Origin of the sequence: Streptomyces sp. NBC_00885, from assembly GCF_045207475.1 — a bacterium.
Classification (GTDB): Bacteria; Actinomycetota; Actinomycetes; order Streptomycetales; family Streptomycetaceae; genus Streptomyces.
Window position 1 is genome coordinate 808278 of the sequence record NZ_CP108796.1, and the last position, 16875, is coordinate 825152.

The 16875-nt window shown below is 69.0% G+C and carries 15 protein-coding genes; 8 read left to right on the forward strand and 7 right to left on the reverse strand.

Features of this window, described 5'->3' with window-relative positions; genetic code table 11:
• Positions 1 to 9: 9 nt before the first annotated feature.
• Positions 10 to 864, forward strand: a complete 855-nt coding sequence (locus OHA61_RS03720; protein ID WP_406307268.1) for an SDR family NAD(P)-dependent oxidoreductase — start codon at positions 10 to 12, stop codon at positions 862 to 864.
• 401 nt (positions 865 to 1265) lie between these two features.
• Positions 1266 to 2243 (forward strand): PI-PLC domain-containing protein, encoded by a 978-nt coding sequence (locus OHA61_RS03725; protein WP_406301675.1) that lies wholly within the window; start codon positions 1266 to 1268, stop codon positions 2241 to 2243.
• Here the strand turns inward: OHA61_RS03725 and OHA61_RS03730 are convergent.
• On the reverse strand, positions 2227 to 3591 hold the full coding sequence (locus OHA61_RS03730) for an MFS transporter (RefSeq protein WP_406301676.1): 1365 nt from the start codon (positions 3589 to 3591) through the stop codon (positions 2227 to 2229). The genes OHA61_RS03725 and OHA61_RS03730 overlap by 17 nt on opposite strands.
• Positions 3592 to 3974: 383 nt before the next feature.
• Between OHA61_RS03730 and OHA61_RS03735 the strand changes: the two genes are divergently transcribed.
• The gene (locus OHA61_RS03735; RefSeq protein ID WP_406301677.1) at positions 3975 to 4502 is read left to right on the forward strand and encodes an isochorismatase family protein; all 528 of its coding nucleotides are present in this window, start codon (positions 3975 to 3977) and stop codon (positions 4500 to 4502) included.
• Between the two features lie 36 nt (positions 4503 to 4538).
• On the opposite strand, the gene OHA61_RS03740 is transcribed toward OHA61_RS03735, so the two are convergent.
• Complete coding sequence (locus OHA61_RS03740) at positions 4539 to 5099, reverse strand: GNAT family N-acetyltransferase (RefSeq protein ID WP_406301678.1); 561 nt, start codon at positions 5097 to 5099, stop codon at positions 4539 to 4541.
• A 278-nt stretch (positions 5100 to 5377) separates the two neighbouring features.
• Here OHA61_RS03740 and OHA61_RS03745 point away from each other — a divergent pair, with 278 nt between their 5' ends.
• Both OHA61_RS03745 and OHA61_RS03750 read left to right on the forward strand, forming a co-directional pair.
• Complete coding sequence (locus OHA61_RS03745) at positions 5378 to 7441, forward strand: discoidin domain-containing protein (RefSeq protein ID WP_406301679.1); 2064 nt, start codon at positions 5378 to 5380, stop codon at positions 7439 to 7441.
• Positions 7442 to 7547: 106 nt separating this feature from the next.
• The gene (locus OHA61_RS03750) at positions 7548 to 8165 is read left to right on the forward strand and encodes a TetR family transcriptional regulator (protein ID WP_324976105.1); all 618 of its coding nucleotides are present in this window, start codon (positions 7548 to 7550) and stop codon (positions 8163 to 8165) included.
• A gap of 43 nt (positions 8166 to 8208) precedes the next feature.
• Here the strand turns inward: OHA61_RS03750 and OHA61_RS03755 are convergent, their stop codons facing one another.
• The 3 genes from OHA61_RS03755 to OHA61_RS03765 form a co-directional block, all read right to left on the reverse strand.
• Entirely contained in the window at positions 8209 to 9723 is a 1515-nt protein-coding gene (locus OHA61_RS03755; protein WP_406301680.1) for a nucleobase:cation symporter-2 family protein, read from the reverse strand.
• A 329-nt stretch (positions 9724 to 10052) separates the two neighbouring features.
• On the reverse strand, positions 10053 to 11438 hold the full coding sequence (locus tag OHA61_RS03760) for a sensor histidine kinase (protein ID WP_406301681.1): 1386 nt from the start codon (positions 11436 to 11438) through the stop codon (positions 10053 to 10055).
• On the reverse strand, positions 11435 to 12115 hold the full coding sequence (locus tag OHA61_RS03765; protein ID WP_406301682.1) for a response regulator transcription factor: 681 nt from the start codon (positions 12113 to 12115) through the stop codon (positions 11435 to 11437). The genes OHA61_RS03760 and OHA61_RS03765 overlap by 4 nt, the downstream gene beginning before the upstream one ends.
• Before the next feature lie 167 nt (positions 12116 to 12282).
• Between OHA61_RS03765 and OHA61_RS03770 the strand changes: the two genes are divergently transcribed.
• The gene (locus OHA61_RS03770) at positions 12283 to 14226 is read left to right on the forward strand and encodes a glycoside hydrolase (protein ID WP_406301683.1); all 1944 of its coding nucleotides are present in this window, start codon (positions 12283 to 12285) and stop codon (positions 14224 to 14226) included.
• Between the two features lie 16 nt (positions 14227 to 14242).
• On the opposite strand, the gene OHA61_RS03775 is transcribed toward OHA61_RS03770, so the two are convergent.
• Positions 14243 to 15163 carry a helix-turn-helix domain-containing protein gene (locus tag OHA61_RS03775; protein WP_406301684.1) on the reverse strand — a complete coding sequence of 307 codons (921 nt, stop codon included), beginning with the start codon at positions 15161 to 15163 and terminating at the stop codon, positions 14243 to 14245.
• A gap of 219 nt (positions 15164 to 15382) precedes the next feature.
• Here OHA61_RS03775 and OHA61_RS03780 point away from each other — a divergent pair, with 219 nt between their 5' ends.
• Both OHA61_RS03780 and OHA61_RS03785 read left to right on the forward strand, forming a co-directional pair.
• The gene (locus tag OHA61_RS03780; protein ID WP_406301685.1) at positions 15383 to 15898 is read left to right on the forward strand and encodes a hypothetical protein; all 516 of its coding nucleotides are present in this window, start codon (positions 15383 to 15385) and stop codon (positions 15896 to 15898) included.
• Positions 15899 to 15943: 45 nt separating this feature from the next.
• Positions 15944 to 16330, forward strand: a complete 387-nt coding sequence (locus OHA61_RS03785; RefSeq protein ID WP_406301686.1) for a nuclear transport factor 2 family protein — start codon at positions 15944 to 15946, stop codon at positions 16328 to 16330.
• Positions 16331 to 16381: 51 nt separating this feature from the next.
• Here the strand turns inward: OHA61_RS03785 and OHA61_RS03790 are convergent, their stop codons facing one another.
• The gene (locus tag OHA61_RS03790; protein ID WP_406301687.1) at positions 16382 to 16810 is read right to left on the reverse strand and encodes a PPOX class F420-dependent oxidoreductase; all 429 of its coding nucleotides are present in this window, start codon (positions 16808 to 16810) and stop codon (positions 16382 to 16384) included.
• Positions 16811 to 16875 lie beyond the last annotated feature (65 nt).

Sequence of the window (16875 nt, forward strand, 5' to 3'; positions counted from 1 at the left end):
CAGCGGGCAGTGGTAACGGCAGGGACCGGGGGAATCGGCCTGGAGACCGCGATGGGACTGGCTGCGCACGGGCTCGCCGTCACCGTGGTCGGCCGCAACGCCGAGCGCGGCGCCCGCGCGGTCGAGCGCATCGCGACGGTCGCGACCGGAGGCGATCCGCGGTTCCTGGCGGCCGACCTCGCGTCACTCGGCGACGTACGAGCGCTCGCCGCCCGACTGGCGGCCGAGGGGCCGCTCACGGTGCTGGTCAACAACGTGGGCGCGATGTTCGCGGACCGGCAGCAGACCGTCGACGGCATCGAGGCGACGTTCGCCGTCAACCACCTCTCGCCGTATCTGCTGACCGAGCTGCTGCTCGATCGGCTCCGGGCCGGCGGGCCGAGCCGCATCGTGAACGTCAGCTCCGGCGCGATCAAGGTGGCCAAGCGCACCTTCGACGCCGTCGAACCACCGGGCGGCTACTACGGCTTCCACTGGTACGGCCGCGCCAAGCTCGCCAACCTCGCGTACACCCTGGATCTGGCGCAGCGCCTGCGCGACAGCGGTGTCACGGTCTTCGCGGCCGACCCCGGCGGCGCGGCGACCGACATGACCAACGGCACCATGACCTCACCGAGGATCGTCTCGCCGGGGCTGCGCCTGCTGTGGCCGCTGGTCCGCCGGACGTTCGAACGCTCCACCGCCGGCCCCGCGTCGGTGGCCGCCCGGCCGTCCGTCTTCGCCGCCACCGACGCCTCGCTCGATGGGCAGACCGGCTTGCTCATCGGCCCTGAGGTTCGCCCCGTCCCCGCCTTCCGTGGGAGCACCGACCCTCGGACGGTCCACCACGTGCTCAGCCTCAGTCAGCGCCTGGCGCCGATCTGAGGCGGCCGGTGATCGTCCGGTCACCGCCCGCACTCAACAGGTCCGCTGCCGCCGCCCGTCGGCCTGATCCACGGAGCAGGTCCGGGTGGCGCGGCGGCGCCGCGCTCAGGCGCGACCGGCGATCACCGCGTCAAGCCTGCCCCCTGGGGCGTCCGCTCCCTTCCACGGCACGCGGATCCCGGCCGCGCGCCGACGGATACCGGCCGAACTCGTCCCCGCAGGAGCGGATCGACGGCCCTCGCGCTACCCTCCGCCGCATGATTGGCATGAGCATGTTGCGACCGCGGTCGCACGGTCGCCTTCGCGGCGGCCCGGCGTCGCCCGGCCCGCGGACCGCTCGCGCCGCGCTCCTGCGTAGAGCCGGCCGGCACTCCTTCGTATGCCTCCTTCTCCTGGCCCTCGTGGGCGCGGCGACCGCCTCGACCGCCTCGGCCACGGGCGGCACCACCTCCACCGTCTCCGCGGACACGGGCGGCGCGTCCGGCGCTGCGGCCGCGCGCTGGGGTGATCGCCGACTCGACGAGGCCGCCTTCCTGACCACCCACAACGCCTTCACCAACTACGAGGATTCTCGCTGGAGTTCGGCGAACCAGGCCGAGTCGGTGCGCGCACAACTCGACAACGGCGTTCGGGGCCTGAGCCTGGACACGCACTGGTACGAGCGCAGCACCTGGCTGTGCATCATCAGCTTCGGGAGCGACTGCTATCCCAGCGACGTGTACCTGTGCCACGGCGACTGCAAGACCTTCGCCGGTGCCACGTACGCCCTGCCACGGCAGTCCTTCCACGGCACGATGCAGACCGTCGTGGACTTCCTCGCCACCCATCCCCAGGAGGTCGTGACCGTCTTCCTGGAGGACTACGTCAGCGCAGAGCAGCTGGGTCAGTCCCTCGGCAGGGTCAACGGGCTGTCCGAGATGCTGTTCCGGCCCGAAGCGTGGGGCGTACGAGAGCACGGTTGGCCGAAGGTTGCCGACCTCGTCACCGCCGGAAAGCGTCTGCTGATCTTCTCGGACCGGTCCGACCGCGAGCACCTGGGCGTCATGTACGACAAGTCCTGGACGGTGAGCAACTACTGGAGCCTGGGCGACCTGGGCAATGACCTCGCCTGCGTCAGCCGCTGGTCCGACGTGCCCCTGGACCGTCAGGAGCCCGGATTCCGGCGACTGTTCACCATGAGCCACCACCGCAACGTACCCACCGTCCTCACGGCGGCCCTGGACAACGGCACCAAGCTGAGAAACCGCATCGCCGACCAGTGCCGGCCCGCGGCCGGGGGCCGGAAACCGAACTTCGTCTCCGTCGACTTCCACCGCCTGTCCGACGGCAGCGGCCACACCCCCGCCTCGATCGTCGCGGAGCTCAACGCGAGCCCCTGAGGCGCGCGCCGGACAGGGGGGCGAGAACACGGCTTCCGGCCGCGATGGCGAGCGCGATGACGATCAGCATCGCCGCGACTGCGAACGTGATCCGCATCCCGGTGGCAACGGCCCCCGGGTGCGCCGTGGCGATGTCGGTCGTCGCCGATGCGAGCGCGAACACGGCGCCCATGACGGATGCACCAGTGATGAGCCCGAGGTTGCGCGACAGGTTGAGCAAGCCTGAAATGACGCCCCGCTGGTCCGGGCGGGCATCTGACATGACGGCCGTGTTGTTGGCCGTCTGGAACATCGCGTAGCCGGCGGTGATGACGACGATGGGGGCGATGTAGCCGGCGATGCCGATCGTTCTCGGCATCGCGGAAAGGACGAAGGAGCCGGCCGCCATCGCGATGAGCCCAAGGAGGGTCATGCGTTGTGCGCCGAGACGGTCCACGACGCGGCCGGCCGGCACGCCGGTCAGCGCGGCGACGAGCGGACCGACTGACATGACGAGTCCTACGAGAGCCGCGTCGCGCCCGAGCCCACGCGAAAGATAGAACGGCCCGACCACCAGCGTCGCCATCATCACCGTCGAGACAAGCGCGCTCGTGGCGAGGCTTGCACTCAGCGCTGGATCGCGGAACATCGCCAATCGGATCAAGGGCGATGCCGTCTTCGACTCGGCGAGGACGAAGACGCCGACTCCGAGGGCGGCAGCCGACAGCAGAGCCATGTTGAGCGGACCGAAACTGCCGTGCCCGATCGTCATGGCGAGTGCGTAGGCCGCGAGCGTCAGGGCGAGCAGCAGTGTGCCCACGCCGTCGAAGCCGGTCGGAGCAGTCTTCGGTTCACGGCGGTCGACGGGCAGGCAGCGATGCGTGAGAAGGAAAGTCAGCACACCCAGCGGTACGTTGACGAGGAAGACTGCCCGCCAACCGAGTCCGGAGATCAGAACACCGCCCAGCGACGGACCGAGAGCGGTGCCGATCGCGGACATCGTTCCGAGCAGCCCCATGGCGCTACCGGTCCTCGCCTTCGGAACTGTCTCACCGACGAACACCATGGTGAGGGCCATCATGATGGCCGCTCCGAGCCCCTGCGCCGCGCGGGCGGCAATCAGCATCCAGAGCGTGGGTGCGAGGCCGCACAGGACCGAGGCCAGCGTGAACAGGGCGATTCCCGTCAGTAGGAGCCGTCGGCGGCCGGTGATGTCGCCGAGCCGTCCGACACTGACGATCAGGGTGGTGATGGCGAGGAGATAGGCGAGGACGATCCACTGGACTTCCTGGAAGGAGGCGGTGAACGCCTGTGCCAATGTCGGCAGGGCGACATTGGCGATGCTGGTGCCGAGCGAGGACAGCAACATGGACAGCGCAAGTCCGGCGAGCGCCCACCGGACCGAGGGCGTCCGTACCGCGCGTCCAGCTCTTGGTACATCTCTTGGTTCATCTCGTCCAGCGACAATTGGCTTCAACATGAGCTCCGTTGAGTGGCGGCTTGAGCCGTGCCGGGTGTTGTGGGGGCCGTGATGTCACCGTCGGCCGGCCCTGCGCCCACAGTGCGCCGTCCTGCCCTGTCGGCAAAGTGGGTTTGCCGATCCGGCAAACGACGCACACCACGGTCGTTTCCCGCCCCGAATCCGGCGCACCCCCGCAATCGACCGGACTACGGTGATCCCCGTGGCATGAGCCCGTCCGAGCAGCAGAGGAGATCGTCATGACCACGCTGTAAGATCGACCCCACACCGCCTTGTTGGTGATCGACGTCCAGAAGGGCGTCGTGGCCGATGCGCACCAGCGCGACGCGGTCGTCGCCAACATCCGCACGCTCGTCGAGAAGGCTCGCGAAGAGGGTGTCCCGATCGTCTGGGTCCAGCACTCCGGCGATGGCCTGGAGAAGGGCAGTGCCGCCTGGGAGTACGTCCCGGAACTGGCACGCCAGGGTTCCGAACCGTTGGTGCACAAGACGTTCGGGGACTCCTTCGAGGACACGGACTTGGAGGAGGTGCTCGCCGGGGCCCGCGTCGGACGCCTGGTCGTGACCGGCGCGGAGACCGATGCCTGCGTCCGGTCCACGATCCATGGCGCATTTGTGCGTGGCTACGACGTGACACTCGTCGGTGACGCGCACACCACGCAGGATCAGAGCTCGTGGGGCGCTCCGCCGCCGGACAAGGTCATCGCGCACACGAACCTCTATTGGCAGTACGAGACTGCGCCCGGCCGCACCGCTGGAGTCACGGACACGAAGGACGTGACGTTCAGCCGAAGCACGTGACGGTCAGCGGCTGAGCCGACAGGTCGACACCTCGGCTCAAGACACCCGCTTGCCCGCCCGCCACTGCGGGGCAAGCACCGACCAGACCTCCTCGTCGTGCCGCCGGCCCCGGTACAGGTAGCTCTCCCGCAGCACGCCGTCCTTCGTCATCCCGAGCCGCCGGGCCACGGCGATGCTGGGCTCGTTCGCCGCCGAGACCCACCACTCCACGCGGTGGATGCCCCGCTCCTCGACGGCCCAATCGATGATCACGCGCGCGGCCCGGGTCACCAGCCCCTTGCCGACCGCCGACGGCTCCAGCCAGCAGCCGGCCTCGGCAGTGCCCTGCTCCGCGTCCATCCTCCGGAAGAGAACCGCGCCGACCAGCTTGCCGTCCGTCCAGATTCCGTGGAGCCGCCCGGCGTCGGCTGCGGCCTTGTCCGCGTACGCCTGGAGGAACGTCCGGCTCGACTCCAGGTCCGTTACGACGTCGGGCAGCGCGTTGTACTGCCCGATGAACTCCCGTCCTCGGTCCACGTGGGCCAGGAACTCATCGGCCTGCCAGGGTTCGAGCGGGCGCAGTTCGGCGCCGTCGCCGCCCAGGGATATCACGTACATCGTCACCTTCCGCGGCCGGAAACCAGCGCACACAGCGCGAAGGGATCTTCTCACGAGCGATATCACCGGCGCGGCGTCACCGGCAGCGTCACGGGCGCCGTCACGGGCGTCCGCGACCGAGCCGACGACCCATCAGGTCATCTGTCCCGGACTATTGACTCCGAGTCTCACAGCCGCGATTCTCGTCGCATCGTTCGCGTGGGACATGACAATCACGTCAGGTCCCCGGACGGTCTTGCTCCACGACCCGCGCAATCCTCCGACCGAAGGCGTGAGTGATGACCACGACTCGACGCTCGCACCGCCGACGCAGGCCCATCGCGGTCCTGTCGTTGCTTCTCACCGTCGTGGCCATGGTCCTCGGCACAGCGCCCAACTCCTCGGCCGAGTCCGGCTGGTGGACCCCGACCGCGCGGCCCGCACCCGACTCCCAGATCAATGTCACGGGCGAGCCCTTCAAGGGAACCGACGCCCAGGGGCGGGTACGGGGCTTTGTCGACGCACACGACCACCTGATGTCCAACGAGGCCTTCGGCGGCCGGCTCATCTGTGGCAAGACGTTCTCCGAACTGGGTATCGCCGACGCGCTCAAGGACTGCCCCGAGCACTACCCCGACGGATCGCTCGCGATCTTCGACTTCATCACCAAGGGTGGCGACGGCAAGCACGACCCCAACGGATGGCCGACGTTCAAGGACTGGCCGGCCCATGACTCGCTGACCCACCAGCAGAACTACTACGCCTGGGTCGAACGGGCCTGGCGCGGCGGTCAGCGGGTGCTCGTCAACGACCTCGTCACCAACGGCGTGATCTGCTCGGTCTACTTCTTCAAGGACCGCAGCTGCGACGAGATGACCTCCATCCGCCTGCAGGCGCAGAAGACGTACGACCTGCAGGCCTACATCGACAAGATGTACGGCGGCCCCGGCAAGGGCTGGTTCAGGATCGTCACCGACTCCGCTCAGGCCCGCGAGGTCATCCAGCAGGGCAAGCTGGCCGTCGTTCTGGGGGTCGAGACCTCCGAGCCGTTCGGCTGCAAGCAGATCCTCGACGTCGCGCAGTGCAGCAGGGCCGACATCGACCGCGGTCTCGACGAGCTGTACAAGCTGGGCGTACGCAGCATGTTCCTGTGCCACAAGTTCGACAACGCCCTGTGCGGCGTCCGATTCGACTCGGGCACCCTCGGCACGGCGATCAACGTCGGCCAGTTCCTGTCGACCGGCACCTTCTGGAAGACGGAGAAGTGCGCGGGCCCGCAGCACGACAACCCCATCGGCCTCGCCGCGGCGCCCAACGCGGAGAAGGAGCTGCCGGCGGGCGTGCACGTCCCGTCGTACGCCGCGGACGCGCAGTGCAACACCCGCGGTCTCACCGAGCTCGGCGAGTACGCCGTGCGCGGCATGATGAAACGCAAGATGATGCTGGAGATCGACCATATGGGCGTCAAGGCAGCGGGCCGGGCCTTCGACATCTTCGAGTCCGAGTCGTACCCGGGCGTGATCTCCTCGCACAGCTGGATGGACCTCAACTGGACCGAGCGCGTCTACCGTCTCGGCGGCTTCGTGGCCCAGTACATGAACGGCGCCGAGGCCTTCAGCGCGGAGGCGAAGCGCACGGACGCGCTGCGCGACAAGTACAACGTCGGCTACGGCTACGGCACCGACATGAACGGTGTGGGCGGCTGGCCCGGCCCCCGCGGCGCGGACACCCCGAACCCGGTGAAGTACCCCTTCCGCAGCACTGACGGCAGCGCCGTCATCGACAGGCAGACCACCGGCGAGCGCACCTGGGACATCAACACCGACGGCGCCGCGCACTACGGTCTGGTCCCGGACTGGATCGAGGACATACGACTCGTCGGCGGCCAGGGTGTCGTGGACGACCTCTTCCGGGGCGCCGAGTCCTACCTCGGCACCTGGAAGGCGTCCGAGAACCACAAGGCCGGGGTGAACCTTGCCGCGGGCTCGTCCGCCTCGGCCAGTTCGTCGGAGTGGAGCCTGTTCACGAGTTACGCACCCGACCGGGCAGTGGACGGCAACGCGGACACCCGCTGGGCGAGCGACTGGAGCGACGACCAGTGGCTACGGATCGACCTCGGCAGCCAGAGCCTGATCAAGCGCGTCACCCTCAACTGGGAGCGTGCCTACGGGAAGTCGTACCGCATCGAGGTCTCCAGCGACGGCACGAACTGGCAGTCCGCATGGTCCCAGGCCGCCGGTGACGGCGGCCTGGACACGGCGCAGTTCACCGGTACGACGGCCCGCTACGTCCGCGTCCACGGGCTGGAGCGCGGCACCAAGTGGGGCTATTCCCTCCGCGAAGTCGGCGTCTACAGCAGCTGACGCCACCCATGGAGTCCCCCAACGGCCGGGGCCGGCCGGATCAACTCTCCTGATCCGGCCGGCCCCGGCCGCTTGCTTCCGCGCGGCACAGATACGAAGGAACGACATGGCACGTATGCCGTCGGCCGACCGGCGCCGACAGCTGATCGAGGCAGCAATCCGCGCGATGACCCGCGACGGCGTCTCCAGGACGACGACCCGGTCCATCGCCGCCGAGGCGGGCGTGTCACTGAGCGTCTTCCACTACTGCTTCGACTCCAAGCAGGCACTGATCGAGTCCGTCATGGCGACGATCACCGATCACTCCGTCACGCTGGTGAAGGAGGCGATCCGGCCGAAGGCCACCCTCCGGGAAACCATCCGGGCCGGTTTCCAGGCCTACTGGGACCATGTGACCGCCAACCCCGGCGAGCACATGCTCACCTACGAACTCACGCAGTACGCCCTGCGCCGCCCGGGGTTCGAGCATCTGGCACGGCGGCAGTACGCGCTGTACTGCGACACCTACGGCGAACTCATCGAGCAGCTGCGTCACAGCGTGGGGTTCGAACTCCGCGTGCCCGTCCCCGTGCTGGCCCGCTATCTGGCCGCCATGACCGACGGACTGACCCTGAACTTCCTCGTCCTCGGCAATGACACGGCCTCGGCGGACATCCTCGACATGATCACAGACCACGTCACCGGCCTCGTATGCGACCAAGTCCAGCCGGCGGCCAAGGACTGAAGCGTCCCGCCGGGCCCGCGAGCGAGCCCGGCGGGAGATCGCCCTAGGCGCCGTCCGTCTCGTCCACCGACGGCCCCGCCGCACCCGTGGGGGCGACCTGGGCCGGCACCCCGGCCGGGGCAGGAGCGGGACGATCCGGGGCGTCGTCCGCCGGGTCCACGCCCGTCACCACACCGCCCGCCACCGCCGGCTCGCCCTGCGGCTCCTTCGGGCCCAGGCGGTTGAGGACCAGGTTCAGCAGGATCGCGGTGCTCGCGCCGAGCGTGACGCCGCTGTTCAGCAGCGAGGAGAGGTCCGCGTTCATGTGCTCCTTGAACAGCACGGGGACGGTGGACGGCAGCAGGGCCATCGCCAGCGAGACGCCCACCACCAAGGCGTTCTTCTCCTCCTTGAGATCCACCTTGGCCAGGGTCTGGATACCGGCCAGGGCGACCATCGCGAACATCACGGTCGCGGCGCCACCGAGCACCGGGTGCGGCACCGAGGCGACCGCGGCGGCGGCCTTCGGCAGCATGCCCAGCACGATCATGAAAACACCGGCCGCGACGACCACGAAGCGGCTCTTGACCTTCGTCATCCGCACCAGGCCGACGTTCTCGGCGAAGGCGACGTACGGGAAGGAGTTGAGCACACCTCCGAGGGCGGTCGCGGCGCCATCGGCGCGCAGGGCGCGGGCCACGGTCTCGCCGTCGATCTTCTTGCCCACGATGTCGCCGATGGCGTACGTGTCACCGGTGGTCTCCACCATCGTGATCAGCATGACGATCAGCATCAGCAGGATCGGGAACCACTGGAACTGCGGGGCGCCGAAGTGGAAGGGGGTGGTGACGCCCACCCAGTCCGCCTTGCCCACGTCATTGAAGCTCGCGTCACCCAGCAGGAAGGCGGCCGCGGTGCCGGCCACCAGCCCGAGCAGGATGGCGATGCTGGACAGGAACGGCCGGCCGATCTTCATCAGCACCAGAATGAAGACCATGGTGCCGCCCGCGTAGGCGAAGTTCTCGGGATCGCCGAAGTGCGGGCTGCCCACCCCGCCCGCCGCGTCGTTCAGCCCCACCGGGATGAGGACCAGCCCGAGGACGGTGATCACCGTGCCGGTGACCACCGGCGGGAAGAGCCCCAGGACCGCCTTGAAGGCCCGGGCGGGGAGCCAGGCGAAGGCGAAGGTGGCGACGCCCGCAGTGATCACCGCGCCGTAGATCACCAGCAGGGCGGCCGTGCCACCGCCGGCGCCGAGACCGATCGCGATCATCGGGGACACCGCGGTGAAGGTGACCCCTTGGATCAGCGGCAGTCGCGCGCCGATCCGGCCGATGCCGAGAGCCTGGATTATCGACGCGATACCGCAGGTGAACAGGTCTGCGTTGATCAGGTAGACGAGCTCTTCGCGGCTGAGCCCGAGGGCCCCGCCCACGATGATCGGGACGATCACGGCACCGGCGTAGAACGCCAGGACGTGCTGGAAGCCGTAGAGAGCCAGTTTCGGGAGGGGGAGCACCTCGTCGACGGGGTGCTCACTTTGCTTTCCGGCAACGGAAAGCGGGGCGACTCGTGCCATCTCCGCCTTGCCCTTCAAGAGGTAGGTAGTGAGAGGTCCTCTGGTTATCCCTGGCGCGACGACGATGGCGCACCCTGGTTTCAGCCAGTCGCAGGGGGCTCGAAGGCTCGCGGTGTCTCCGTCGGCTCTTCGTCCTGTGTGACGCATATCCAACGCCAGAGAGGAACTCGGCGAACATCGTAGACTTCTCCAAAGAAAGAGCCGCCCTCGGGGCCTCTACCTGGCCAAACCTCCAAAGCCAGGGCAGCCCGCCCCGGCCCTGGATACGGCAAGTCCCCCTGAGGCGGGGCCATTTCGAGCCACGATTCTCACGATCACGAGGTGGATGATCACGAGGTGGATGACGGGCCTTCCCGGCCCCCGGCCGTCCGGAAGGACAGGCGCATGACCGTCCCGCCGTCCTCCGCGGGCTCTGCTGTGGCCCTGGCACCGTGCAGGGCCGCGGCCTGGGCGACGATGGACAGGCCAAGGCCCGAGCCGGGGCGGGCGCGGGCGGCCGGGGCGCGGTAGAAGCGGTCGAAGATGTGCGGCAGGTCGTCAGGGTCGACGCCCGGACCATAGTCACGCACGGTGAGCTCGCCATCACGCAGTCGGACTTCCACCACGGAGCCGTCGGGGCTGAACTTGGCCGCGTTGTCGAGCAGGTTCGCCGTGGCGCGAGCCAGCCGGGCGCGTACGCCGAGGATCAGCGTCGGCTCGGTCTCGACCGTGAACACCGTGGCGGGCCGATGCGCACGCGCCCGCTCCACGCACTGGGTCACGACCGCGTCGAGCCGGAGGTCGTCGGCCGGTTCGTCCGCCCCTTCGTCGCCCCGCGCCAGCTCCGCCAGATCCTCCACCAGGTCCACCAGCTCGGTGATCTGCCGGCCCAGAGCCGTCGTGGCGCGTTCTCGGCGGCGGACGTCGTCGGGGGCGATCCTGGCCAGGAGTTCGGCGTTGGTGCGCAGGCTGGTCAGCGGAGTGCGCAGCTCGTGGGAGGCGTCCGCGACCAGGCGGCGCTGGGCGGTGAGCGAGTCGTGCAGAGCCATCAGCATCGTGTTGAAGCTGCCCGTCAGCCGGGCCGCTTCGTCGTGGCCGGTGACAGCGATGCGGTGCCTGGTGTCACGGGTCGCGGCGATCCGCTCGGCGACGGCCGTCAGCCGGGCCAGCGGGGCGAGGCTGGTGCGGGCGACGAGGTACCCGAGAAGGCAGGCGAGGAGCACGCCTGCCGCTCCGGCTTCGATCAGTACCGTACGGACGCGTGCCACACCGCGCTCCACCCCGTCGGAGCGCACCCAGACCTGCACCGCCCGGCCCTGCGCGACCGGCGCGGTGTAGACGCGGACGGGGTGGTCCTGCAGCCGGGCGGTGCTGAAGAACGCGGTCTTCGTGCCGCCTGCGACCGCCCGCGCGTCACGGGTGTCGAGCGCCCCCCGCTCGGTCGCGCCCTCGGCGCTCACCTCTCCGTCGGAGCCCACGAGTTGCACGCAGGCCGGCGCGGACAGCCAGGCACAGGGGCCGGCCGCCGACCAAGTCCCGCTCTGGATCTGCCGTTTGATCCGGTTGGCCTCGCGGACCAGCCCGAGATCCAGCTCGCGATGTGCCTGGCGGTCGGCGGCGACATAGCCGACCGCGGCCATCGCTGCGACCGCGAGGGCGACGGCGAGCGCCGCTGTGCCGGCCATCCGGCTGCGGATCGACAGCCGCCGCCAGAAGACCAGGAGTTCCGGTTTCATTCCAGAGCCAGCCGGTAGCCGAGCCCGCGCACCGTGTGCACCAGGCGCCGCTCGCCGTCCGCTTCGAGCTTGCGGCGCACGTAACGGATGTAGACCTCCACGGAGTTGGAGCCGGGCCCGAAGTCGTAACCCCAGACGCGGTCCATGATGACTTCACGGGTCAGCACACGGCCCGCGTTGCGGACCAGCAACTCCAGGAGAGCGAACTCGGTTTGGCTGAACTGGATCAACCGGCCGCCGCGTCGCCCCCTCCGCGTCTGCGGGTCCAGGGTGAGGTCCCCGAAAGCCGGCGCGTCGCCGTCCTCGGGGTAGGCGCGCCGAAGCAGGGCCCGCAGCCGCGCGAGCAGTTCCTGCAGCGCGAACGGCTTGGCGAGATAGTCGTCGGCCCCGGCGTCGAGCCCGCCCACCCGGTCCTCCACGGTGCCGCGCGCGGTGAGCACCAGGATCGGCGTGCGGTCGCCGAGTGACCGCAGCCGGCGGCAGAACGTGAGCCCGTCCATGCGGGGCATGAGGACGTCGAGCACGATGGCGTCCGGCGGGCGCGCCGCCACGCTGTGCAGTGCCTCGGCGCCGTCGGCTGCCAGCGCCACGGCATAGCCTTCGATCTCCAGGGCCTCGGCGACGGCCTCGCGCGTAGCAGGCTCGTCATCCACGACCAGCACCGACAGCGTTCCCAAACGTACCTCCCGCGGATTGGTCCGACGCGTCCTCTGCCGACTCTCACGTCACGACGCGCCCGGTGGTTCTCATCTGCCTCTCACCTTTGAGAAAGACGGTGACTGCCATGTTGCCGTTCACCAAGAAGACAAAGCATCGTTGGCCGGGCTCGCGACGAGTCCGGGCCGTGACCGCGGCCGCCGTGACCGCGACGCTCCTCGCCGGCGCCGCCTCCCTCATGCCGGGCGGCGCGGCAGCGCCACCTGACAATCGTGCCCGGCTTGACCGCGGCACGGTCGTGGTGCCGGTCAAGGGCGGCCAGGCGCGGGTGGATCCGGCCTCGCTCGGTGTCACCGCCCGTGCCGCCGACGGGACTTCGCTGGTGATCTCCGCCAAAGCCGCGCAGGACCTCGGTCCGGCCGGGGACGTTTCTCTGCGGGACTCGGCGGCCACCTGGAACTACCCGAAGCGGGGCCTGACTGTTACGGCCCGTGAGCGCGACGGCCGGCTGGTGGTCGAGATGCGCAGTTCACGCGACTCGGAACTGACCTGGCCGGTCAGCGGGGTGGACCCCCAGGCATCGGCCGTGCAGATACCGCGCGGCGAGGGGCTGTCGATCCCGGCGGCGGACCCGTGGTGGAACTCGCACCGGGCGAAGCTGGCGGGCGGCGGAGCAATCGCGCTCACCGACGGGCTGACCATGCCGTTCTGGGGCTGGACGATGGGGCGCCACGGCGTCAGCTACGTGGTACCGACCGATATCGGCACCACGCTCGAGTTCGCCTCGCGGACCGGCCGCCTGCGCACCGCCACCACCCACGCCTTCAGCGAGAAGGAGGAGACCCGCCGCTACACGGTCGCCTTCGCCCTGACCGACTCGTCGCCGGTCGCGGCGGCGAAGGACTACCGGCGGTGGCTGGTCGAGCATGGGCAGCTCGGCAGCCTGGAGCGCAAGATCGAGGAGAACCCGCAGGCGGGCAGGCTCATCGGCGCCTTCCACGCGTACCTGTGGGGCGACGGGCGGAGCAAGGAGTCCGTCGAGCGGATGCGAGCACTGGGCCTGGACCGGATGTGGCTGGGTTACGACGCCGACGCCCGGCCGATGACGCGGGAGGCCGTCAATGCGGCCAGGAAGGCCGGGTACCTGGTCGGTCCCTACGACTCGTGGTCCAACGCCCAGGATCCTGCGACGGCTGACGCCCCGTCCTCCACGTGGCCCGCGCCGGTCTGGCCGGACGCGTGTGTGCGCGAAGCGGACGGCAAGGTGAAGACCGGCTTCGGCGGCCGGGGCTGCTACGTCAGCTCACAGGCCCTGGCCCAGGCCGAGCCCACGCACCACTATCTGGCCGACCGGACGAGGTCGATGACCGCCAACGGCGCGAACAGCTACTTCCTCGATGTCGACGCGGCGGGCGAGCTCTTCCGCGACCACTCCCCCGCGCACCAGGCCACACAGGCGCGCGACCGAGCCAATCGGCTCGCCCGGATGGAGATGCTGTCGCGCGAGCGGAAACTGGTGCTGGGCTCCGAGTCGGCGGGCGGCTGGGCGGGCGGCGTCCTGGCCTACAGCCACGGTTCGAGTACGCCCGTGTCGGACCACCTGTGGGCACTGGAGCGCGACCGCAAGACCTGGGGCGGCTACGCACCCCAGAACGCACCGGATCTCTTCTTCAGGCCCGCGAAGCTCACCTCGGACGCCGCCCGGGCGATGTACGACCCGCACTACAGGGTGCCGTTGTACGAGACCGTGCTCCATGACTCCGTGGTGAGCGTCGAGCGGTGGGAGCTGGGGTACTACAAGCTGCCCGAACAGCAAAGGGTCCGCGCGCTGCTGGCGATGCTCTACAACACGCCGCTCAACTTCACGCTGGACGGCGCGAGCTTGAAGAAGCACGGCCCTGAGATCGCAAAGCTCCAGCGCTTCTTCTCCCATCTGCAGCAGGCGGCGGGTACCAAGGCGATGACCGGCTTCACCCGGCTCACCGCCGACCACCGGGTGCAGCGCACCACCTTCGGCGACACGGCGCTGACCGTCACGGCCAACTTCGGCTCCTCGCCGTACCGGGGGCTGCCGGGCGGCTGCGTACGAGCCGAGGTGCCGGGAAGCCCGGACCGCACCCTCTGTCCGTAACGGCCGGGCGACCGTCTCACCGACGGTCGGCCCGTGCCGGGTCATGGCGGCCGCGCGCGGACTCGCGGAAGGCGATCGGGGTCTGCCCGGTGCGCTGGTGGAAGTACTTGCTGAAGTTGGTGGCACTGGAGAAGCCGAGCTGCGCGGCGATCCGTACCGCGGGCAAGTCGCTGTGCGCGAGCAGGCGTTTGGCCTCCAGGACGACCCTGCGGTCGATGAACTCCTTCGCCCCGACACCGGCGGCGGCGAGGGTGGCACGCGAGAGCGTACGCGCGGAGTAGCCGAGGGCATGCGCGTAGTCGTCCAGGCGGCGGGTGGAGGCGAACTCGCGCTCGACCTCGTCACGGAAACGCAGATACGTCGATCCGGGCTCGGGCGAGGGACTGCCTTCAGGCGAGGCCAGGTGTGTGAGGCGCAGGACGAGGACGGCCAGCAGGTGGCGCAGCACCGTGACGTGGATGTCGACCGGCAGCTCCATTGCCGCGTGGAACTCTCGGTCCAGGTGGTGGGCTGCCGTGTGCAGCGCTTCGATGTCGTCGCCTCGCGGCACTCGTACGACCGGAGCGTGCGGGTCGTCCAGGCGAGCGGCCGCTGTGGTGGCCGGGTCGGGGAAGTCCCGCTCGAAAATGATCACTGTGCCCTCGGCCTGGGTGATGTCGCCCCATTGGTACACCTGGCCAGGCCGCGCCCACAGCCAGGACCCGGGCCTGAGGGCGTACCCGGTGAAGTCCACCGTCTGCCACAGGGAGCCGCTGGTGAGGGTGAGCAGATGGTGGAAGTCCGGCCGTCCCGGCGCCACCATCCGACCCTGCTCGGGTCCGATGCGTGAGCGCAGTTGGGCCAGCGAAAGGACCTCGACCCCGGCGGGGGTGCCGACGGGGGCGGCGAAGGCGACCTCGGGGATCACGCGCGAAGCCGGTTGTCGGTTTTTGACCATAGTGAGTCAGCAGCCTATCCGGACGGGTCCCAGTTCTGCCCCTAGCGTTGTGCAGGGTCACCACGGCAGAGCCAGGAGCCGGTGACGGAATTGTACAAGGACCTCGGCCCGGCACCCCGGCCTCTGCGGCACCCGACCCGCCTGCACTCCCCCCACGCCACGAGTACCAGGAGATGTCCAGTGCCCCCTGAGCCCGACGCTGAGCAAGCAGCCCGCGCCGTGGAAAAGGTCCAACAGTCTCACAACCAGCCGATTGACGCGCAGCGCCTGCCCCGATGGTTCGCAGTGGCCTGGGGTCTCTATCTCTTTCTGATCCTCGTCGAGCCGGACCTCCTGCCAATGCTCCACCTGGAACGTTGGAGTTTGTGGTGGCTCGGGATCTGCACGGTCCTGACCCCGGCGTTTCTCGCCGCCCAGTACACCCGCCGGGGGCGGAGGCTGCTGGGCATATCGCCCGGGTTGCAGCCACAGGGGCTCGACCCGGCGATGGAGCGAACTTCTTGGGCAATATTCCTTGCGGTCGTGGGCGTGGCGGGTGTCATTTATGTGGGATCTACCCTGATGCTGCCCCAAGCCCCGCCATGGCGCCTGCTGCTGGGACTCGCCCTGGGGCTGGGTGCGATGATCCCGCCGGACCGTCAGCTTGAGCGCCTGAAGCGGTTCGGCAAGCGGCGGACGCCCGGGACCGATCCTGAACTCGACCAGCGCCGGCCAAATAGCGGTTCGAATCCGTAGATTGACACTACAACTACCAGAGAGAGGCTACCTGTAATGACTGACATGACTGCTACCTATCTCGAGCGCAACAAGGCCGCGGCCAAGGCGTTCTACGACCTGCTGTTCAACGAATGCCGCCCAGCGGAAGCTTACGAAAGGTACGTGGGCGACACCTATATCCAGCACAACCCGCTTGCCAGTGACGGCAGGCAGGACTTCGTCGACTACTTTGAACGAATGGCTGCCGAATACCCGGGCAAGCGAGTGGAGGTCAAGCGCGCCATCGCCGAGGGCAGCCACGTCGTCCTTCACTGCCACCAGGTATGGCCGAACGAGGAATACGCCGGCATCGACATCTTCCGTTTCGACGACAACGGAAAGATCGTCGAGCACTGGGACGTACTCCAACTCATCCCCGCTACGTCCAGGAACCCCAACACCATGTTCTGACGGCACGCCGGGTCAGACCGCCCAGAGGAATCGTTCACGAACACCCTCACGTCAGTCGGCTACGCCGCTGAACGCCAGGACCTTCTCGATCGACACTCGCACCAGGAGAATCCCCGGCACGCTGTTACGGGCGGCGTACTGTGCCGCAAGGTCCTCTCCCACGTAGCGGCCGGCGATCCGGGCCGCCCAGTCCCGCACCTCTGGCACAACCTCGCTCACCTGCGCCCGGCCGTCGATGACAACGAAGGAAAACGGCGGCCGATCGTCGTCCACGCAGAGGGAGACTCGCCCGTCGCGGATCAGGGTGCGGCCCTTGACGGAGTTCTTGCCGGTGTTGAATACGAGATTGTCGCCGTCCAACAGGAACCAGACGGGTGCCACGTGTGGGCGTCCATCGGCACGGGTGGTGGCGATTTTCGCGGTGCGGGTGCCTTCACTGACGAAGGCGCGCCATTCGGCGTCTGTCATGGGTGCGGCCATGAGCCCTGGGTTTCCTTACGAAAGGGTCGGCTGCGGTGTGTTCTGTGGTTGCCCTGTTGCCGCTG